The organism is Aeromicrobium halocynthiae (genome assembly GCF_039531385.1).
Taxonomy (GTDB): domain Bacteria; phylum Actinomycetota; class Actinomycetes; order Propionibacteriales; family Nocardioidaceae; genus Aeromicrobium; species Aeromicrobium halocynthiae.
The window spans coordinates 86,790-102,420 of the sequence record NZ_BAAAPY010000009.1 but is presented as its reverse complement, the minus strand read 5'-3'; the positions used below and the strand labels follow the sequence as shown (position 1 = coordinate 102,420).

16 protein-coding genes are annotated in these 15,631 nt (G+C 72.5%); 8 read left to right on the top strand and 8 right to left on the bottom strand.

From position 1 onward, the window contains the following. The first annotated feature begins 25 nt into the window (after window positions 1–25). The 3 genes from ABD213_RS12375 (at window position 26) to rsrA (ending at window position 1,851) form a co-directional block, all read left to right on the top strand. Window positions 26–751, top strand: a complete 726-nt coding sequence (locus ABD213_RS12375) for an SOS response-associated peptidase (RefSeq protein ID WP_344329072.1) — start codon at window positions 26–28, stop codon at window positions 749–751. A gap of 171 nt (window positions 752–922) precedes the next feature. Next, window positions 923–1,585, top strand: a complete 663-nt coding sequence (locus tag ABD213_RS12370; protein WP_344329070.1) for a sigma-70 family RNA polymerase sigma factor — start codon at window positions 923–925, stop codon at window positions 1,583–1,585. Further along, window positions 1,582–1,851 (top strand): mycothiol system anti-sigma-R factor, encoded by a 270-nt coding sequence (gene rsrA, locus ABD213_RS12365; RefSeq protein ID WP_344329068.1) that lies wholly within the window; start codon window positions 1,582–1,584, stop codon window positions 1,849–1,851. The genes ABD213_RS12370 and rsrA overlap by 4 nt, the downstream gene beginning before the upstream one ends. Before the next feature lie 73 nt (window positions 1,852–1,924). On the opposite strand, the gene ABD213_RS15115 is transcribed toward rsrA, so the two are convergent. From ABD213_RS15115 to ABD213_RS12335, 7 genes are all read right to left on the bottom strand, one after another. Continuing rightward, window positions 1,925–1,999: a 50S ribosomal protein bL37 gene (locus ABD213_RS15115; RefSeq protein WP_407921286.1), complete on the bottom strand. Its 75-nt coding sequence runs from the start codon at window positions 1,997–1,999 to the stop codon at window positions 1,925–1,927. Window positions 2,000–2,029: 30 nt separating this feature from the next. Further along, a complete protein-coding gene (locus tag ABD213_RS12360; protein ID WP_344329065.1) occupies window positions 2,030–2,410 on the bottom strand; it encodes a thioesterase family protein in 381 nt (126 codons plus the stop codon). Between the two features lie 31 nt (window positions 2,411–2,441). Further along, a complete protein-coding gene (locus tag ABD213_RS12355; protein ID WP_344329060.1) occupies window positions 2,442–4,202 on the bottom strand; it encodes an ABC transporter ATP-binding protein in 1,761 nt (586 codons plus the stop codon). Further along, the gene (locus ABD213_RS12350; RefSeq protein WP_344329055.1) at window positions 4,199–5,926 is read right to left on the bottom strand and encodes an ABC transporter transmembrane domain-containing protein; all 1,728 of its coding nucleotides are present in this window, start codon (window positions 5,924–5,926) and stop codon (window positions 4,199–4,201) included. The genes ABD213_RS12355 and ABD213_RS12350 overlap by 4 nt, the downstream gene beginning before the upstream one ends. A gap of 15 nt (window positions 5,927–5,941) precedes the next feature. Next, window positions 5,942–6,478 carry a GNAT family N-acetyltransferase gene (locus tag ABD213_RS12345; RefSeq protein ID WP_344329053.1) on the bottom strand — a complete coding sequence of 179 codons (537 nt, stop codon included), beginning with the start codon at window positions 6,476–6,478 and terminating at the stop codon, window positions 5,942–5,944. Window positions 6,479–6,483: 5 nt separating this feature from the next. Then, window positions 6,484–8,199: an acetolactate synthase gene (locus ABD213_RS12340; RefSeq protein WP_344329051.1), complete on the bottom strand. Its 1,716-nt coding sequence runs from the start codon at window positions 8,197–8,199 to the stop codon at window positions 6,484–6,486. A gap of 144 nt (window positions 8,200–8,343) precedes the next feature. After that, window positions 8,344–9,261 (bottom strand): DUF2785 domain-containing protein, encoded by a 918-nt coding sequence (locus ABD213_RS12335; protein WP_344329049.1) that lies wholly within the window; start codon window positions 9,259–9,261, stop codon window positions 8,344–8,346. 88 nt (window positions 9,262–9,349) lie between these two features. Here ABD213_RS12335 and ABD213_RS12330 point away from each other — a divergent pair, with 88 nt between their 5' ends. Beyond that, window positions 9,350–10,870: a sensor histidine kinase gene (locus ABD213_RS12330; RefSeq protein ID WP_344329044.1), complete on the top strand. Its 1,521-nt coding sequence runs from the start codon at window positions 9,350–9,352 to the stop codon at window positions 10,868–10,870. Window positions 10,871–10,954: 84 nt separating this feature from the next. Here ABD213_RS12330 and ABD213_RS12325 read toward each other — a convergent pair whose 3' ends face one another. Next, window positions 10,955–11,206 carry a WhiB family transcriptional regulator gene (locus ABD213_RS12325; RefSeq protein ID WP_344329042.1) on the bottom strand — a complete coding sequence of 84 codons (252 nt, stop codon included), beginning with the start codon at window positions 11,204–11,206 and terminating at the stop codon, window positions 10,955–10,957. A gap of 193 nt (window positions 11,207–11,399) precedes the next feature. On the opposite strand from ABD213_RS12325, the gene ABD213_RS12320 reads away from it, so the two are divergent. The 4 genes from ABD213_RS12320 to ABD213_RS12305 all read left to right on the top strand — a co-directional run bounded on the left by ABD213_RS12320 (window position 11,400) and on the right by ABD213_RS12305 (window position 15,452). Then, window positions 11,400–11,912 (top strand): hypothetical protein, encoded by a 513-nt coding sequence (locus tag ABD213_RS12320; RefSeq protein ID WP_344329040.1) that lies wholly within the window; start codon window positions 11,400–11,402, stop codon window positions 11,910–11,912. A gap of 106 nt (window positions 11,913–12,018) precedes the next feature. Beyond that, entirely contained in the window at window positions 12,019–13,218 is a 1,200-nt protein-coding gene (locus ABD213_RS12315) for an NAD(P)-dependent malic enzyme (RefSeq protein WP_425546062.1), read from the top strand. A gap of 29 nt (window positions 13,219–13,247) precedes the next feature. Then, a complete protein-coding gene (locus ABD213_RS12310) occupies window positions 13,248–14,216 on the top strand; it encodes a zinc-binding dehydrogenase (protein WP_344329036.1) in 969 nt (322 codons plus the stop codon). 615 nt (window positions 14,217–14,831) lie between these two features. Next, complete coding sequence (locus ABD213_RS12305; RefSeq protein WP_344329034.1) at window positions 14,832–15,452, top strand: DUF559 domain-containing protein; 621 nt, start codon at window positions 14,832–14,834, stop codon at window positions 15,450–15,452. The last annotated feature ends 179 nt before the right edge of the window (window positions 15,453–15,631 follow it).

Genomic DNA, 15,631 nt, shown 5'->3' with positions numbered 1-15,631 from the left:
CGGCGCCGTCTGGGACGCTGGTGTCATGTGCGGCCGCTACGCCACCTCGCGCACCCCGTCCGACCTCGCCCGCGACTTCGAGGCCGGGCTCAGCGATGCCGCGGCCGGCCTCGTGGCGGACTACAACGTCGCTCCCACCGACACGGCGCCGCTGGTGATCGGTCGGATCGACGCGTCCTCGCCGGGCGTGCCGCCCGCACGGGAGGTCGTCGCGGCGGCCTGGGGCCTGGTGCCCAGCTGGGCCAAGGACCGCTCGATCGGCAACCGGATGATCAATGCTCGTTCGGAGACGGTCGCCGAGAAGCCGGCCTTCCGCCGGGCGTTCGCCGCCCGCCGCGCCGTCGTGCCGGCCGACGGGTACTACGAGTGGTACGCCGGGCAGGACGCCGGCACGAGCAAGCAGCCGAAGCAGCCCTTCTTCATCACCGATCCCGACCGCTCCGGCCTCGGGCTGGCCGGGCTGTACGAGTTCTGGCGTCCGACGCCGGACGCCGACTGGCTGCTGACCTTCACGGTGCTCACCACGAGCGCCGAGGATGCCGAGGGCCGCATCCACGACCGTGCGCCCCTGCTGGTGCCCACCACCGCCCTCGACGAGTGGCTGGCGCCGCGACCCCTGGACGGCGAGCACTGGCGTGAGCTCCTCGTGCCCGCCACCCCGGGGCGCCTCGTCGCCTACCCGGTCGACCGCGCCGTCGGCAACGTCCGCAACAACGGGCCCCACCTGGTGGAGCCCGTCGCGCTCTCGTGAGCCGTTCCTGACCCGGCCGCGTGGCCCGCGGCCGGGGTCGGTCGTGGAATAGCGACCCGGGGGGGCGTCGTTGACGCTTCCAGAGGAGGCCCCATGCTCATCACAGCCGAACGCGTCGGCGTCGGATCGACGACCCGCGAACGTCCGTCGTCGCCGGTAGACTCCGAGGCGATGACTGACACCGCGAGTTCCAGCCCGCAGGAGTCCCCTGCCGAGGCCGTCGACCAGGTCGAGACCGTCGACCTGGACACCGAGACGCCCGCGCAGCGACAGGCCCGCTTCGAGGCCGACGCGCTGCCCTTCCTGGACCAGCTCTACTCGGCCGGCCTGCGCATGACGCGCAGCCCGCAGGACGCCGAGGACCTCGTGCAGGAGACGTACGCGAAGGCGTTCAGCGCCTTCCACCAGTTCAAGCCGGGCACGAACCTCAAGGCGTGGCTGTACCGCATCCTGACGAACACCTACATCAACTCCTACCGCAAGAAGCAGCGCCAGCCGCAGCAGGTCACCGACGAGATCGAGGACTGGCAGATCGCCGCAGCCGAGGCGCACTCCTCCAGCGGGCTGAAGTCCGCCGAGATGGAGGCGCTGGAGCGCCTGCCCGACAGCGACGTCAAGGACGCGCTGCAGCAGCTGGGCGAGGACTTCCGGTACGCGGTCTACCTCGCCGACGTCGAGGGGTTCCCGTACAAGGAGATCGCCGAGATCATGGACACGCCGATCGGCACCGTCATGTCGCGGCTGCACCGCGGTCGGCGTCAGCTCCGCGAGCTGTTGTCGGACTACGCGCGCGAACGCGGCATGGCCGTCAGCGGGGCGGGTGAGAGTGCATGAGCCCCACGCACGGATCGAACTGCTCTGACGCGCTCAGGCGCCTCTACCTCTTCCTCGACCGCGAGATCGACTCCGCCAGCTGCGAGGAGATCCAGGCCCACATCGACGACTGCTCGACCTGCCTGAGCGCCTACGACCTCGACCGACTCGTCAAGTCGCTCGTCTCGCGCTCGTGCGCCGAGCGGGCACCAGAACCGCTGCGCGAGAAGGTGCTGTTCTCCATCCGCGCCGTCGAGGTGCAGATCACCGAGAAGCGTCAGGCGTAGACGCCGGGTCGCCCCCGGACGCAGCAGAGCCCCCGTCGTCTCGACGGGGGCTCTGTCGTGGATCACAGCAGGATCACGCGTTGGGGCGCTTGCCGTGGTTCGCGCTCTTCTTGCGACGCGCGCGGCGCTTGCGGCCGGTCTTGCCCATGGTTCCTCCTCGGACGGACGGATCGACCACTCATCCTCCCACAGCGGGCACGCGCGCGAGGAACCGCTCCCGGTCCACGACGACCCGTCGGACCTCGCCGGAGCCGAGCACGGTCCCGTCCTGGTCGACGGCGACGACGCGGAACGTCACGAGCCGTCCGTCCCGGTGGATCTGCTCGGCGGTGGCCGTGACGGTCGCTCCGACGGGAGAGGCGGCGCGGTGCTCGAGCTCGACCCGGGTCCCCACGCTCGTGCTGTCCTCCGGCAGGTCGAGTGCTGCGCACGTCGCCTCCTCGCACCAGGCGAGCAGTCTCGGGGTGCCCAGCACGGGAAGGTCGCCACTGCCCAGGGCGGCGGCGGTGTCGTCGTCACCGACGACGTGACGGACGCTTGCGGTCGCGATGTCGCTCATCGTGGCAGCCTCTCACGCCCCGCGACATGGGTCAGGCAGTGTCGCTCCACGCCGCCCACAGGCGGGCGTAGCGCCCGCCGGCGGCGACGAGGTCGTCATGGCGTCCCTGCTCGACGACGGCGCCGGACTCCATGACGAGCACGCGGTCGGCCGAGCGCGCCTGGGTGAGGCGGTGGGCGATGACGATGGCGGCTCGACCGTGCGTGACCTGCTCGGCGGCGAGCTCGAGCCCTCGGGCTCCTGCCGAGCCGGCCTCGGCGGTGGCCTCGTCGAGGACGACGAGCTCCGGGTCGAGCAGGTGCACCCTGGCCAGCGCCAGCTGCTGGGACTGCGCTGCGGTCAGGGGGTGCCCGAGGTCACCGACCTGCGTCTCGAGGGCGCCGGGCAGGGCGCGCACCCAGGCGGTCGCGAGGGCTGCGTCCAGCGCTCCCCGCAGGGCATCGTCGTCGGCGTCGGGCCGGGCGAGCAGCAGGTTGTCGCGCACCGTCCCGGCGAAGACGTGCACCTCCTGGGACACGAGGGCGACGTGCCGGCGCACGAGGCGCGCCGGTGCGCTGACGACGTCGAGGCCGCCCAGGCGGACCGATCCGGCGGACGGCGTGACGGCTCCGGCGACGATGGCGCCGAGCGTCGTCTTGCCCGCGCCGGTGGCCCCGACGATCGCGACGCGCTCACCCGGTGCGACGTCCAGGTCCACGGGGGCCAGCACCTCCCGACCCGCCTCGTAGGCGTGGCGCACTCCACGGACCCTCAGCAGCGCAGGGCCGATCCGCTCGTCGGGGGCGTCCGCCTCGCCGGGCATCAGGGCCACGCCGGCGAGTCGCGCGAGTGCCGCTCCGCTGGCCTGGACCGAGTCGAAGACGAACAGCAGCGCGCCGACGGGGTTGAACAACCGGTGGAAGAAGAGCGCGGCGGCGGTGGCCTCGCCGACGGACGCGTTGCCGCTGCGCACGAGCACGAAGCCGGTGCCGAGCACCATGATCAGGCCGAGGCACTCGGTCCAGTTCATCCGCGAGCCGAAGCGGGTGAAGAGGCGGAAGACGCCGACCGTGATGTCCACCGCGGCGCTCGATCGTTGCTCGATGCGCTGCATCGCGACCTGCTCCGCCCCCACGGCGCGCAACGTCGCCGCGCCCCGCACGCCGGTCACCAGCGCGTCGGCACGCTCGCCCTCGGCACGGCGCTCGGCTCGGTAGAAAGGGGCCGACTTCGGCAGGTACCACCGCAGCGCCCACGCGTAGAACGGTGCGGTCGTGAGTCCGGCGAGTCCGAGGCGCCAGTCGAGGCTGAACAGCCCGCCCACCGTGAACACGATCGCCGAGAGTGACCACAGCAGCAGGGGGATGGCCTCGTCGAGAGCCTCGGTGAGACGCCGGACGTCGTCGCTGACGCGTCCGAGCACGTCGCCGGTTCCGGCTGCCTCGACGCGCTCGCCCTCGAGGTGCAGGACCCGGTCGAGGACCTCCTCGCGCAGCTCGGCCAAGGAGGGGGCGACCACGCGGGCCAGTCCGACGGCCGAAGCCGCGGTGAACAGTCCGGTGCCCAGTCCGGCGAGCAGCGCGATGACGACGGCGCGCGTGACGTCCTGCGCGGCGCCGTCGCCGGTGACGACGTCGACGATGCGCCCGATCATCAGGACGGGCACGATCCCGGTGAGTCCCGCGGCGAGGAAGGACATGACGGTCGCGCCGACGCCGAGCCATCGCGTGCGCACGAGGCGCAACGCGAGCGCGGTCGTGGCGCGGGGCCCAGCGACGGGCAGGACCTGGTGGGTCGCGACGTCGACGCTCACCTCATGACCTCCTCGAGGTAGCGGGCGTCGGCGAGGAGGTCACGGTGGCGACCCGAGGCCGCCACGACACCGTCACGCACGACCACCACCTCGTCGGCCTGCTGCAGCCAGGCCGGGTTGGACGTGAGCACGAGGGTGGTGCGTCCTGCTCGCACGCGGTGGACCTGCTCGGCGACGGCGTGCTCGGTGACGGCGTCCACCGCGCTCGTGGGGTCGTGCAGGACGAGGACGGACGCCTCGGTGACGAGAGCGCGTGCCAGTGCGAGTCGCTGCCGTTGACCGCCGGAGAGGCTCGCCCCGCCGCTGCGCACCGCGCGGTCGAGTCCGTCCGGGTGCAGGGCGACGACGTCGTCGGCGGCGGACGCCTCCAGGTAGGGCCGCAGGGCGTCGTCGTCGTGGCTGCCGAGCGGGTCGACCGTCGTGCGCAACGTGCCCTCGAAGATCTCGGTGTGGTGCTCGGTGACGACGACGTGGCGACGACGGTCCTCGGTGGTCAGTGTCGTGAGCTCGACACCGTCGAGCGTGACGGTGCCGGCGTCCGGGACCTGCTCTGCGCCGAGCAGGCGCACGAGGACGTCGAGCACGGCGGGGTCGTCGGCGCTGACGACGACGAGACGTCCGGGCTCGACCCGCAGGTCCAGACGCACGACGGGCGGCGCGTCGACACCGTCGAGCTCCAGCACGGGAACCCTGCGCGGGTCCAGGCTCCCAGGACCGACGTGCGTGAGACGAGGGGTCTGCAGGAACGCCGCGATCCGGCCGGCGGAGGCTCTCGAGGCAGCGAACTGGGCCGTCACCTCGCCGAGCCCGCGCAGCGGCTCGCCCATGAACTGCACCAGGCCGACCACGGCGATGAGCTCACCGAGGCTGATGTCGCCCGCGAGCGCCCGTCGTCCGGCCACGAGCGCCACGAGGGCGAGCAGCACGCCACTGAGCGCCGCGGTGAGCCCCGCCAGCAGCCCGGACGCCGCGGCCACACCCACCGTCGCGGTGCTCGCGTCCTGGCTCGCCGCCCGGTAGCGGCGCAGGGCGACGTCCTCGCCGCCGATGCCCTTGAGCGGGCGCAGTCCCTGCAGGAGGTCGGCGGCGAGTCCGGCCGCCGTGGCGGTGCGGGCCTGCTGGCGGGCGGTGCGGCGGGCCACCATGGGCGCGAGGACCTGGATCAGGACGAGCACGCCGGGAACGCCGAGCATCACCAGCAGTCCGAGCACGAGGTCGAGCCGCAGCACGTACACGGCCACGAAGACGACCGCGACCAGCGAGGCGAGCGCGTAGCCCAGCTGGCGCATCACCTGGGGTGCCTGGCGGGCGTCGGAGGTGGCGAGGGAGAGTGTCTCGCCGGTCAGCGACGCGGTGCGGGCACCGCGGGGGTGCAGGACGTGGCCGGAGATCTCCAGGCGCAGCCGGTGGGACTCCAGCTCGACGCTGCGCACCACGAACCGGCTGCCGAAGCGGTACCCGTTCGCCAGGACCAGGAACAGCGCCACCATCACGCCGAGGCTCCACGCGAGGTCGTCCCACCCGCCACCGTCGACGGCCTGGTCGACGACCAGCCCGATGACGACGGGCACGAGCGTCTCGCTCATCTGCCACGCGACCATCAACGCGTAGCCGATGCTCAACCGGCGTGCGTGCCGACGCAGACCGCGTCCGATCAGGCGCAGGCCCGTCCGTGGATGGTTCGCCTCCTCCGCGATCGGGGCGCAGGGACGATCGACGGACACCGGGTCAGGCTAGCCTCACTCGGCAGGGTCGACCGAGGCCGGGCCCACGCACCGGGAGAAGACCCACAGGGGCACGTCCGGGTGCGGTCGCCAGTCCAGCTCGGGACGTCGGACGAACCCACGGGCGACGTACAGGCGGTGGGCCGGGACCATCGTCGGGAGCGAGCTGAGCACGACCTCGGTCAGCCCCGCGGACCGAGCCTCCTCGAGGCACCGGTCGACGAGCGCCCCGCCGACGCCGCGGCCCCGCGCGGCCGGCGCGACGGCGAGCGTGCGCAGCTCGCCCTGGTGGGGGAGCGTGGCGACCTCGCGGGTGGTGGCGCCGGGTGGGCACCACGTCACCGTGCCGAGCAGCACCTCCCGCTCGACGGCCACGAGCAGGACGGCGTCGCGGGCCCGAGCGGCGGCGTCACCCAGCCAGGCGGCATAGCCCTCGTCGCGCGTCCCGTCGTCGCGCAGGAGGTAGCCCTCGCTGTCGTAGCCGGCGACCGTCAGCGCTCCGACGGCCGGGAGCTCCGGCGCGCGTGCCGGCCGGATCCTCAGGTGAGCCACGCAGCTCAGACACCCGTCGTGTTGCGGGGGTACATCGCCTCGACGTCGGTGACGACGTTGACCAGGTAGGGCACCCCGGAGGCGAAGGCGCGGTCCATGGCCGGTCCGATCTCGCGCGGGTCGGTGACCATCTCCCCGCCTCCGCCGAGTGCGGTGACCACCTGGTCGTAGCGGGTGTTCGGGGCGAGGTCGGCTGCGACGTCGTAGCCGTAGAGGAACTTCATCGGCCCCTTCTCCAACCCCCAGGCGGAGTTGTTGCCCACGACCATGACGACGGGCAGCTGGTGCCGCACGAGGGTGTCGACGTCGATGAGGGACATGCCGGCCGCGCCGTCGCCGTACAGCAGCACCACCTGGCTCGACGGTCGCGTGATGCGCGCGGCCATGGCGGCGCCCATGCCGGCACCGAGGCAGCCGTAGGGTCCGGGATCGAGCCACCCGCCGGGACGCTGCGGCTCGACGTACTTCCCGGCGAACGAGACGAAGTCGCCGCCGTCACCGATGACGACGGCGTCGTCGGCCAGCCGCGGGAGCAGCTCGCCGTAGATGCGGGCGGGGTGGATGGGGTCGGCCTCGGCGCCGAGCAGCTCGGCGTCGCGCTCGGCGGCGGCCGTGACGGCGGTCTGCAGGTCCGCGAGCCAGCCGCTCCAGTCCGGCTTGCTGCCGCTCGTCGACTGCAGCGCGGCGAGCGCCTGGTCGAAGCACGTGCTCAGGTCACCGGCCGCGGAGGCCGCGAGCTCGGCGTGGGTGGAGACCTGGGCGGGGGAGTCGGCCAGGTGGACGACCCGCGCGGGCGTGGTGTCGTCCTTGCCGCCGAAGACGCCGTACCCGAGCCGGAAGTCCAGCGGGGTGCCCACGACGACCACCAGGTCGGCCTGTCCCAGCGCCTTCGACCGTGCCTTGGTGACCAGCTGCGGGTGGCCGCCGGGCACGATGCCGCGTCCCATGCCGTTGGCGATGGCCGGCACGCCCGTCTCGGTGACGAAGCGCAGCGCGGCCTCCTCGGCACCGTCGGCCCACACGTCGGTCCCGAGCACGAGCACCGGTCGGCTCGCCTCCGCCAGCAGCCGGGCGACCTGCCGCAGGGCGTCACCGTCCGGCTCGATCCTGTCGGTCGTGTTGCCGCGCGAGGGTTCGGTGACCGTCGTGTGGCTGAAGAACTGGTCCATCGGGACGTCCACGAACGCGGGACCGCGGTGCGAGGAGCCGGCCGCGGTGAAGGCGGCGTCGAGCGTCGGGGCGATGTCCTCGACGGTGTGTGCGGTGGTGGCGGACTTGGAGACGGTCTCGAAGATCGGCGGGTGGTCGAGCTCCTGCAGGCTGCCGGTGCCCCAGCGGCCGGCCGGCGCGCGGCCTCCGACGACGACCAGTGGCGACCCGGAGAAGTGAGCCTGGGCCACGGGGCTCACGCCGTTGGTGACGCCGGGACCCGCGGTCAGGACCGCCAGGCCGGGACGCCGGGTGAGCTTGCCGATCGCCTCGGCCGCGAACACGGCCGTCGGCTCGTGGCGGACGTCGACGATCGGCATCGCCGGGTCGGCGGTGACGGCGCCGTCGTACATCGGGAACACGTGGGCACCGGAGAGCGTGAACATCGTCTCGACGCCGTGGGCACGGGCGACGTCGACCGCGTGGACGCCGCCGTGCGCGGAGCGGGGCTCCGTCGAGGGGGGCGTCGGGTCGTCTCCGGACTCGCTGGCGGGGATGGGAGCGTCGGTCATGCTGCGCACCATATCCGGCAAGGGAGTCACTCCAGGGTGATCCGCTTCGATGCCGGGGCGCTCGCCCCATCGACGCTCACTCGACGGGTCTCGCGCCCCGTCCTCACGCCACGGTCCTCACTCCACTGGGCTCACCAACTGGGTTCACTCCACTGGGCGCGCCCGGCTGGTCGGCCGGTACAGCCACGGGCTCTCCCCGCGGATCTGGTCGAGCACGGCGAGCAGGAGGTCGGCGCGGTGGGCCGGCTGCTCGGCGAAGAGCTCGTCGTCGCTGCGCAGGTCGGCGCGGCCCTGGACGCCGAGCGCGAGCTGCAGGTGCAGGGCCCGCAGGAACGCCGAGGTGTTGCCGGCCGCGGGTGACGGCCACTCCGCGTCGAGGTGGCCACGGGTCCGCGGTGGCCGCAGGCCGTCGCCGAGCCGGGCGAGCCACGGCTCCACGATCCCCGTGTCCAGCGCGTTGCGGTGCAGGAGCGTCATGACGGCGTAGGCGAGCCGGTCGTCCTCGCCGTGGCGCCACACGTAGGCCGTCGGGGTCAGGACGCGGTCGGCGATGACGTCGAGCAGGACGGTCAGCTCCAGGCGCCCGAAGTGCCTGGACCGGGCGAGCGCGGCGAGCAGGTCGGCGCCGTGCGCGATCGCGTGGGCCCAGCCCTGCTCGGGAATCCACCCCCGGTGGTCCTGCTCGCGGACGTACCAGCTGGTGGCGAGGTCGCCCCACCCGAGCACGGTGTCAGCGCTCATGAGGTGCTCGTCGTTGTCCCGGCCGAGGATCTCGGCGAGCATCAGCGCGCTGTAGGACCGGCGGATGACCGAGACGTCGCCGTCGTGACCGAGCCCGTAGCGCAGACCCGGTGCGATGCCGTCGCCGAGGCCGGCGAGGAGGTCGTCGTAGACGCCCTGCGACAGCCAGGTCGTGAGCAACGGGTAGGCGATCTCCTCGCGCATGCGCGGGTTGGGGTGGCCGAGCATCTCCACGAGCTCCACGGTGGACTCGTCCAGGGAGCGGTCGACCGGCACGTGCTTGCCGGTCTGCATCACGGACTGCCAGTACGCCTCGGACATCGTGTCCCATCGTGCCAGAGCCCCTCGACCGGTCCGCGTCCTGCGCCGGACCCCGCGCTGCACCTGCTCTGCGCCCTACGCTGGAGCCGTGCCCAGCCTCGACGACATCGCCCGGTTCCAGACCGCGCTCGGCCCCGGCGACCTGGACTGGTTGCACGCGCTCGTCTCGGACTGGCAGATCATCGCCGACCTCTCCTTCGCCGACCTCGTCCTGTGGGTCGCCGACGCCGAGGCGAAGGGCGTCTGGGCCTGCGCGCAGATCCGCCCCACGACGGGTCCCACGACGTTGCTCGAGGACGTCGTGGGAACGTTCCTCCCCAGCGGCGCGGCGCCGGAGCTGGAGCGGGTGCTGACGACGGGCACATCGGTGGCGGCGACTCCCGGCCGGCCTGCGCACGCCGACGGCGACGTGGTCGTGGCGCTCGCCCCGGTGCGGTGTGGTGACGACGTCGTGGCAGCGCTCGCGATCCGCACCCCGGCGACGGGGCGGCGCAGTCGCAGCGCACTGGAGGCGACGTACCGCGACTGCGCCTCGCGGCTGGTCGCCATGATCGGCGACGGCAGCTTCCCGGTCCCGGGGTCGCGCAGCGAGCTCGCGGACTCCTTGCGCGTGGGCGACGGCTTCGTGCGACTCGACGCGCGCGGACGGGTCACCTACGCGAGTCCGAACGCCACGTCGGCATACCGGCGGCTGGGCGTCGAGGGCGATCTCGAGGGACAGGACCTCGCACGCCTGACCGCTCGTCTCGACGTCCGTCCCACGCACCGGGGGTCGCACTCGGTCCTGGCCGGGCGCGAGCCGGGGGAGATGGAGGTGGAGAACGCGACGGCGTCGGTGCTGCTGCGGGTGATCCCGCTGCGCCGAGCGGCGGGCGCGGGCGGGGGTGCCGGGCCTGGGGGTACCGCCCTGCACGGAGCGGAGCGGAGTGCTTGGGGGAGGGCGGCGAACGACACAGCGGGGGCCGTCGTGCTGCTGCGCGACGTGACGGAGCTGCGTCTGAGGGAGCGCGAGCTGGTCTCCAAGGAGGCGACGATCCGCGAGATCCATCACCGGGTGAAGAACAACCTGCAGACGGTGGCGGCGCTGCTGCGGCTCCAGGGTCGACGGATGGAGGTGCCGCAGGCGCGCGAGGCGCTGGAGGAGGCCGTGCGGCGGGTGGGCTCGATCGCCCTGGTCCACGAGACCCTCAGCCAGTCCTTCGACGAGCAGGTCGACTTCGACGTGATCGCCGACCGGCTGCTGCGCACGGTGCTGGAGGTCGGGGGACCGGGCGTCCGGGGGGAGCGGATCGGCCACTTCGGGCTCGTCGGCGGTGATCGGGCGACGCCGCTGGCGATGGCCCTGACCGAGCTGGTCCAGAACGCTGCCGAGCACGCCTACCCGGACGGTGGTCAGGGGCGGGTGACAGTGGCGGTCAACCGGATCCGCGGTCGCCTGAGGATGCGGGTCAGCGACGACGGTGTCGGACTGCCGGCCGACTTCGACCCGACGGCGAGCCTGGGTCTGTCGATCGTGAGCACGTTGGTGGAGACCGAGCTGGACGGCACGTTGGCCTTCGAGCGTGGTCCTCGGGGCGGCACCACGGTCGCGATCACCATCGGGGCGTGACGGCACGTCCGGGCGTGACGGGGCGGGACACGGAAGAACCCCGTACCCAGTCGTGGGTACGGGGTTCGATCGCTGCGTGCAGGCTCAGGCGGTGCGGATGCGTGCCCGGGCGTTGCGGCGCTTGAGCGCACGACGTTCGTCCTCGCTCATGCCTCCCCAGACGCCGTGGTCCTGTCCGGACTCCAAAGCCCACTGCAGGCACTGTTCACGAACGTCGCAACGGCGACACACGACCTTGGCTTCCTCGATCTGCATGATCGCGGGTCCCGTGTTGCCGATGGGGAAGAAGAGCTCAGGGTCTTCGTCGAGGCACGCGCTCTTGTGGCGCCAGTCCATGACGACATCTCCTTCCCACCTCTGGTGATCGACTCGGTCGGCCCACGGTGGCAGACCCGTCCCGAGACGCAATCATCATCGTTTCAACAAAGGCCGGGGAGCACAAGGGGAACGGACGTGCGGTCGTTTGTCGGTTGTGTCACATGAAGGTGACGAGCGGGTGAACGGTGGTCCTCGCCGTAGGCTGGTGACCGTGGACGACCCGACTTCCCGGCCCGTGGGCCCGCCCGCCGACGACCCCGACGACGCGCAGGACGCCGGCGGCGGGCACGACACGGGTCACGACCCGGGCGACCCGATGGCCTACGTCCCGCCCCCGCCGACGCCACCGACCGGGACGGCGCGCCGTCTCCTGCTGGTGGCCGGTGCGATCATCAGCGTCGAGGCGCTCGGACTGATCGCGCTCGCCGTCGCCGAGGCCAGGGTCATCACGCCCGGCCGCGTCGGGCTCGGTGTGAGCACGGCGTTCTTCCTGGGTGCCTTCGGCGTGATGCTGCTGGCGGCGCTCAACCGGCTCCTGAAGGGGCACAGCTGGGCCCGGGGGTTCCTGGTGTTCTCCCAGCTGATCCAGCTGCTGTTGTCGTACAACTTCCGTGGCGACGTCTGGTGGATACCGACCGGGCTCGCGGCGGCGGCCGTCGTCGCGCTCGCCTGTCTGCTGTCGCGGCCGGTCACCCGCGCCCTCGGGTCGTCGTCGGGCATGTGACAGACTCCCGGACAGGGCACGACCCGCTCGATCACCCGGCGCCGTGAGTCAGACCGACTCCGCAGCGCGCCGCCCGGACCCCGCCCGAGGACCTTCTCCCAGACTCATGGTTGCCATTGACAGCGACGCCCATGTGGCCTCGCCCGATCCCGATGATCCCGTCTTCGCCCTGCACCAGGGTGGGAAGATGGAGGTCGCCGCGACGGTACCCCTGCGTGATGCGCACGACCTGTCGCTGTCGTACACGCCGGGCGTCGCCCGCGTGTGCGAGGCGATCGCCGCCGACCCCGAGCTGGCCCACCAGTACACGTGGGTCTCGAACACGGTCGCCGTCGTGACCGACGGGACGGCCGTGCTGGGTCTCGGCGACATCGGCCCGTCGGCGGCCATGCCGGTGATGGAGGGCAAGGCCGTGCTGTTCAAGCAGTTCGGTGGCGTGGACGCCGTGCCGGTCGCCCTGGCGACCACCGACGTCGACGAGATCGTCGAGACGGTCGCTCGCCTGGCACCCACCTTCGGCGGCATCAACCTCGAGGACATCTCGAGCCCGCGGTGCTTCGAGATCGAGCGTCGTCTCGTCGAGCGGCTCGACATCCCGGTCTTCCACGACGACCAGCACGGCACCGCGGTGGTCACCCTGGCCGCGCTCATCAACGCCGCGCGCCTGACCGACCGCGACCTCCAGGACCTCAAGGTCGTCATCTCCGGCGCCGGGGCGGCAGGTGTCGCGATCTGCGCCATCCTGCGCTCCGCGGGAGTGCGCAAGATCAGCGTCGTCGACCGCTCGGGCGTGCTCGTGCCCGGTCGAGCGGGCATGAACGAGGTCAAGGACATGCTGGCCGACCAGTGCGCGCCGTGGGCGCGACCGGGGAGCATCGACGACGCCCTCGAGGGCGCCGACGTGTTCATCGGCGTCTCCGGCGGCACGGTGGCCGAGGAGTCGGTGGCCCGGATGGCGCCGGACGCCATCGTCTTCGCCATGGCGAACCCCAACCCGGAGGTCCATCCGGAGGTCGCCGCGCGGCACGCCCGGGTCGTGGCCACGGGACGCTCGGACTTCCCGAACCAGATCAACAACGTCCTCGTCTTCCCGGGCATCTTCCGCGGCGCGCTGGACGTGCGGGCCACGGAGATCTCCGAGAGCATGAAGCTCGCCGCGGCGACCGCCATCGCCGACCTCGTCGGCGACGACCTCAGCGAGACGTACGTCATTCCCTCGCCGTTCGATCCCCGGGTCGCACCGGTCGTGGCGCGTGCGGTGACCGACACCGCGCGGCGCGACGGGTTGGCCCGCCGCCCCTACTGACGCCCCTGACCGACGCTAGGAGACCGCCGATGTTCGCCGTCTACGCCCGAGAGATCAACCCCGACGCTCCTCTGGACGGACTCGTCGTCGGCGATCAGCCCGAGCCTCAGGTCCCGGACGGGTGGACCACCGTGACCGTCAAGGCGGCGTCGGTCAACCACCACGACGTCTGGAGCCTGCGTGGCGTCGGGCTGCGCGAGGAGTCGCTGCCGATGATCCTCGGCTGCGACGCCGCCGGCTACGACGAGGACGGCAACGAGGTCGTCGTGCACGCGGTGATCAGCTCCCCGGACTGGGCCGGCGACGAGACGCTCGATCCCCGTCGTTCCCTGCTGTCGGAGAAGCACCCGGGCACGTTCGCCGAGAAGGTGGCCGTGCCGCGTCGCAACGTCGTCGCGAAGCCCGCGGGGCTGTCGTTCGCCGAGGCCGCCTGCCTGCCCACCGCGTGGCTCACGGCCTATCGGATGCTCTTCACCCAGTCCGACCTCAAGCAGGGCGACGCGGTGCTGGTCCAGGGCGCGGGTGGCGGCGTGGCCACGGCGGCCATCACGCTCGCGCGGGCCGCCGGCTTCCGGGTCTTCGCCACGAGTCGCGACGAGGGCAAGCGTGCCAAGGCCCTCGAGCTGGGCGCCCACGAGGTCCTCGACGCCGGCGAGCGCCTCCCGCAGAAGGTCGACGCGGTCATCGAGACCGTCGGCGCGGCCACGTGGTCGCACTCGGTGAAGTCGATGCGTCCCGGTGGCACGATCGTGATCGCCGGCGCCACGTCTGGCGACGCCCCGAAGGCCGCCGAGCTGACCCGGATCTTCTTCCAGCAGATGCGGGTCCACGGCTCCACGATGGGCACGCGCGACGAGCTGCACCGCCTGGCGGAGTTCCTCGACGTCACCGGCACGCGTCCCCTCATCGACCGCGAGCTGCCGATGTCCGACGCCGCGACCGCCATCGGCGCCGTCGCCGACGGCGACGTCTTCGGCAAGATCGTCCTCACCCTCTGACGCTCCCCCTTCCGCGAGTGGCGCAAGACGGGGGTTTCGAGACGGCGTGTCGCCCCGAACTGCGCCACTCGTTGACCGGTGTGCGCCACTCGCCACCGGCAATCCGCCGCTCGGTGGGGCCGGCAGGTCCACAGCGCCGGGGGTCGACGGACGCTGTCCACAACGTCGCCCGCGAGGGGTGTCGGGATGCCGCAGCGCCCTCGACGATCGTTCGATGGACCCTGTCTTGCACCGCGACGCCGAGGCGCGCGGACTCACCCGTGACGTCCTCCGTGGCGCCCAGTTCACCCGCCCAGCGCACGGCGTCTCGATGCTGCGCGCCCACGAGGACGACCTCGCGAGCCGGTGTCGAGCCGTCGCGCTCGTCCTGCCCGATGACGTCGTCTTCACCCACCTGACCTCCGCGACGCTGCGCGGATGGTGGCTTCCGGACGTGCGACTGCCGCTGCTCGTCGCCTGCAGCGACACCGACGCTCCCCACCACGACCGCCGAGGCGTCTACGTCCGACGCTGCGGCATCCCGCCCCGTCACCGGGAGCGGATCGGTGACGTCCCGATCGCCTCCGCGGCCTGGACGATCGTCGAGCTCGCCGAGCACCTGCGGCGATCGACCTCGTGGTGGCGATCGACGGTGCCCTCCACCTCGGCCACGTGGACGTGCCGGGGATCCGGGAGGCGATGGTGCCGGGTCGCCGCGGCGTGCGTGTCCTGCGCCGCGCCCTCGACCTCGTCGACGGGCGCAGCGAGTCGGCCTGGGAGAGCGTGCTGCGCCTGCTCCACGTGTTCGCCGGGGTACCGGTCGAGCCACAGTCACTCGTCACCGACGCCCTCGGCCACGTCGTGGCGCGTGGGGACCTCCGGATCCGTGGCACGAGACGTCTCGTGGAGTACGACGGCGCGGACCATCGCGACCGCGATCAGCACCGGTCGGACCTGCGACGCGAGAAGGCCCTGACCCGACTCGGGTTCGAGCGGTTCGGCTACGTCGCGCCGGAGATCATGGCCGATCCGGGACAGGTCGTCAGGGACGCCGACCAAGCGCTGGGACGACGCCACGACCCCTCCCGCCTGATGGTCTGGGAGCAGGAGATCGGAGCCTCCAGCTTCAGCGGCCGAGGGGTGACGGCGCTCGAGCACCGGCTGCGGCGCTTCGTGCGATCCGACGTCCCTCGGCGCCGCGAGTCGGTCCGCCCGGCCGCGCTGCGTCGCGAGCGTCCCGACGACCCGTCCGCCTGAGACCGACGGCGACCGACCGGGCGGCGAGCACCGCCGGTCGCCTCCTGCCCACCCCGGACGAGGAGCGCCTCTCCGGCGGCAGGCCGAAGGTGGGGGCAGGCGCTCAGGCGCACCGACTGGCGGAAAGCGGACAGCGACTGGCGCGAACCCGTCCTCGAGTGGCGCGAACTGGGGCGACA

Bases quoted from the DNA above. Each gene is read 5' to 3' on its own strand.
- ABD213_RS12325 (WP_344329042.1), bottom strand. From the start codon at position 11,206: ATGGACTGGCGCCACAAGAGCGCGTGCCTCGACGAAGACCCTGAGCTC.
- ABD213_RS12335 (WP_344329049.1), bottom strand. From the start codon at position 9,261: ATGTCCGAGGCGTACTGGCAGTCCGTGATGCAGACCGGCAAGCACGTG.
- rsrA (WP_344329068.1), top strand. From the start codon at position 1,582: ATGAGCCCCACGCACGGATCGAACTGCTCTGACGCGCTCAGGCGCCTC.
- ABD213_RS12375 (WP_344329072.1), top strand. From the start codon at position 26: ATGTGCGGCCGCTACGCCACCTCGCGCACCCCGTCCGACCTCGCCCGC.
- ABD213_RS12315 (WP_425546062.1), top strand. From the start codon at position 12,019: ATGGTTGCCATTGACAGCGACGCCCATGTGGCCTCGCCCGATCCCGAT.
- ABD213_RS12340 (WP_344329051.1), bottom strand. From the start codon at position 8,199: ATGACCGACGCTCCCATCCCCGCCAGCGAGTCCGGAGACGACCCGACG.
- ABD213_RS12370 (WP_344329070.1), top strand. From the start codon at position 923: ATGACTGACACCGCGAGTTCCAGCCCGCAGGAGTCCCCTGCCGAGGCC.
- ABD213_RS12360 (WP_344329065.1), bottom strand. From the start codon at position 2,410: ATGAGCGACATCGCGACCGCAAGCGTCCGTCACGTCGTCGGTGACGAC.
- ABD213_RS12310 (WP_344329036.1), top strand. From the start codon at position 13,248: ATGTTCGCCGTCTACGCCCGAGAGATCAACCCCGACGCTCCTCTGGAC.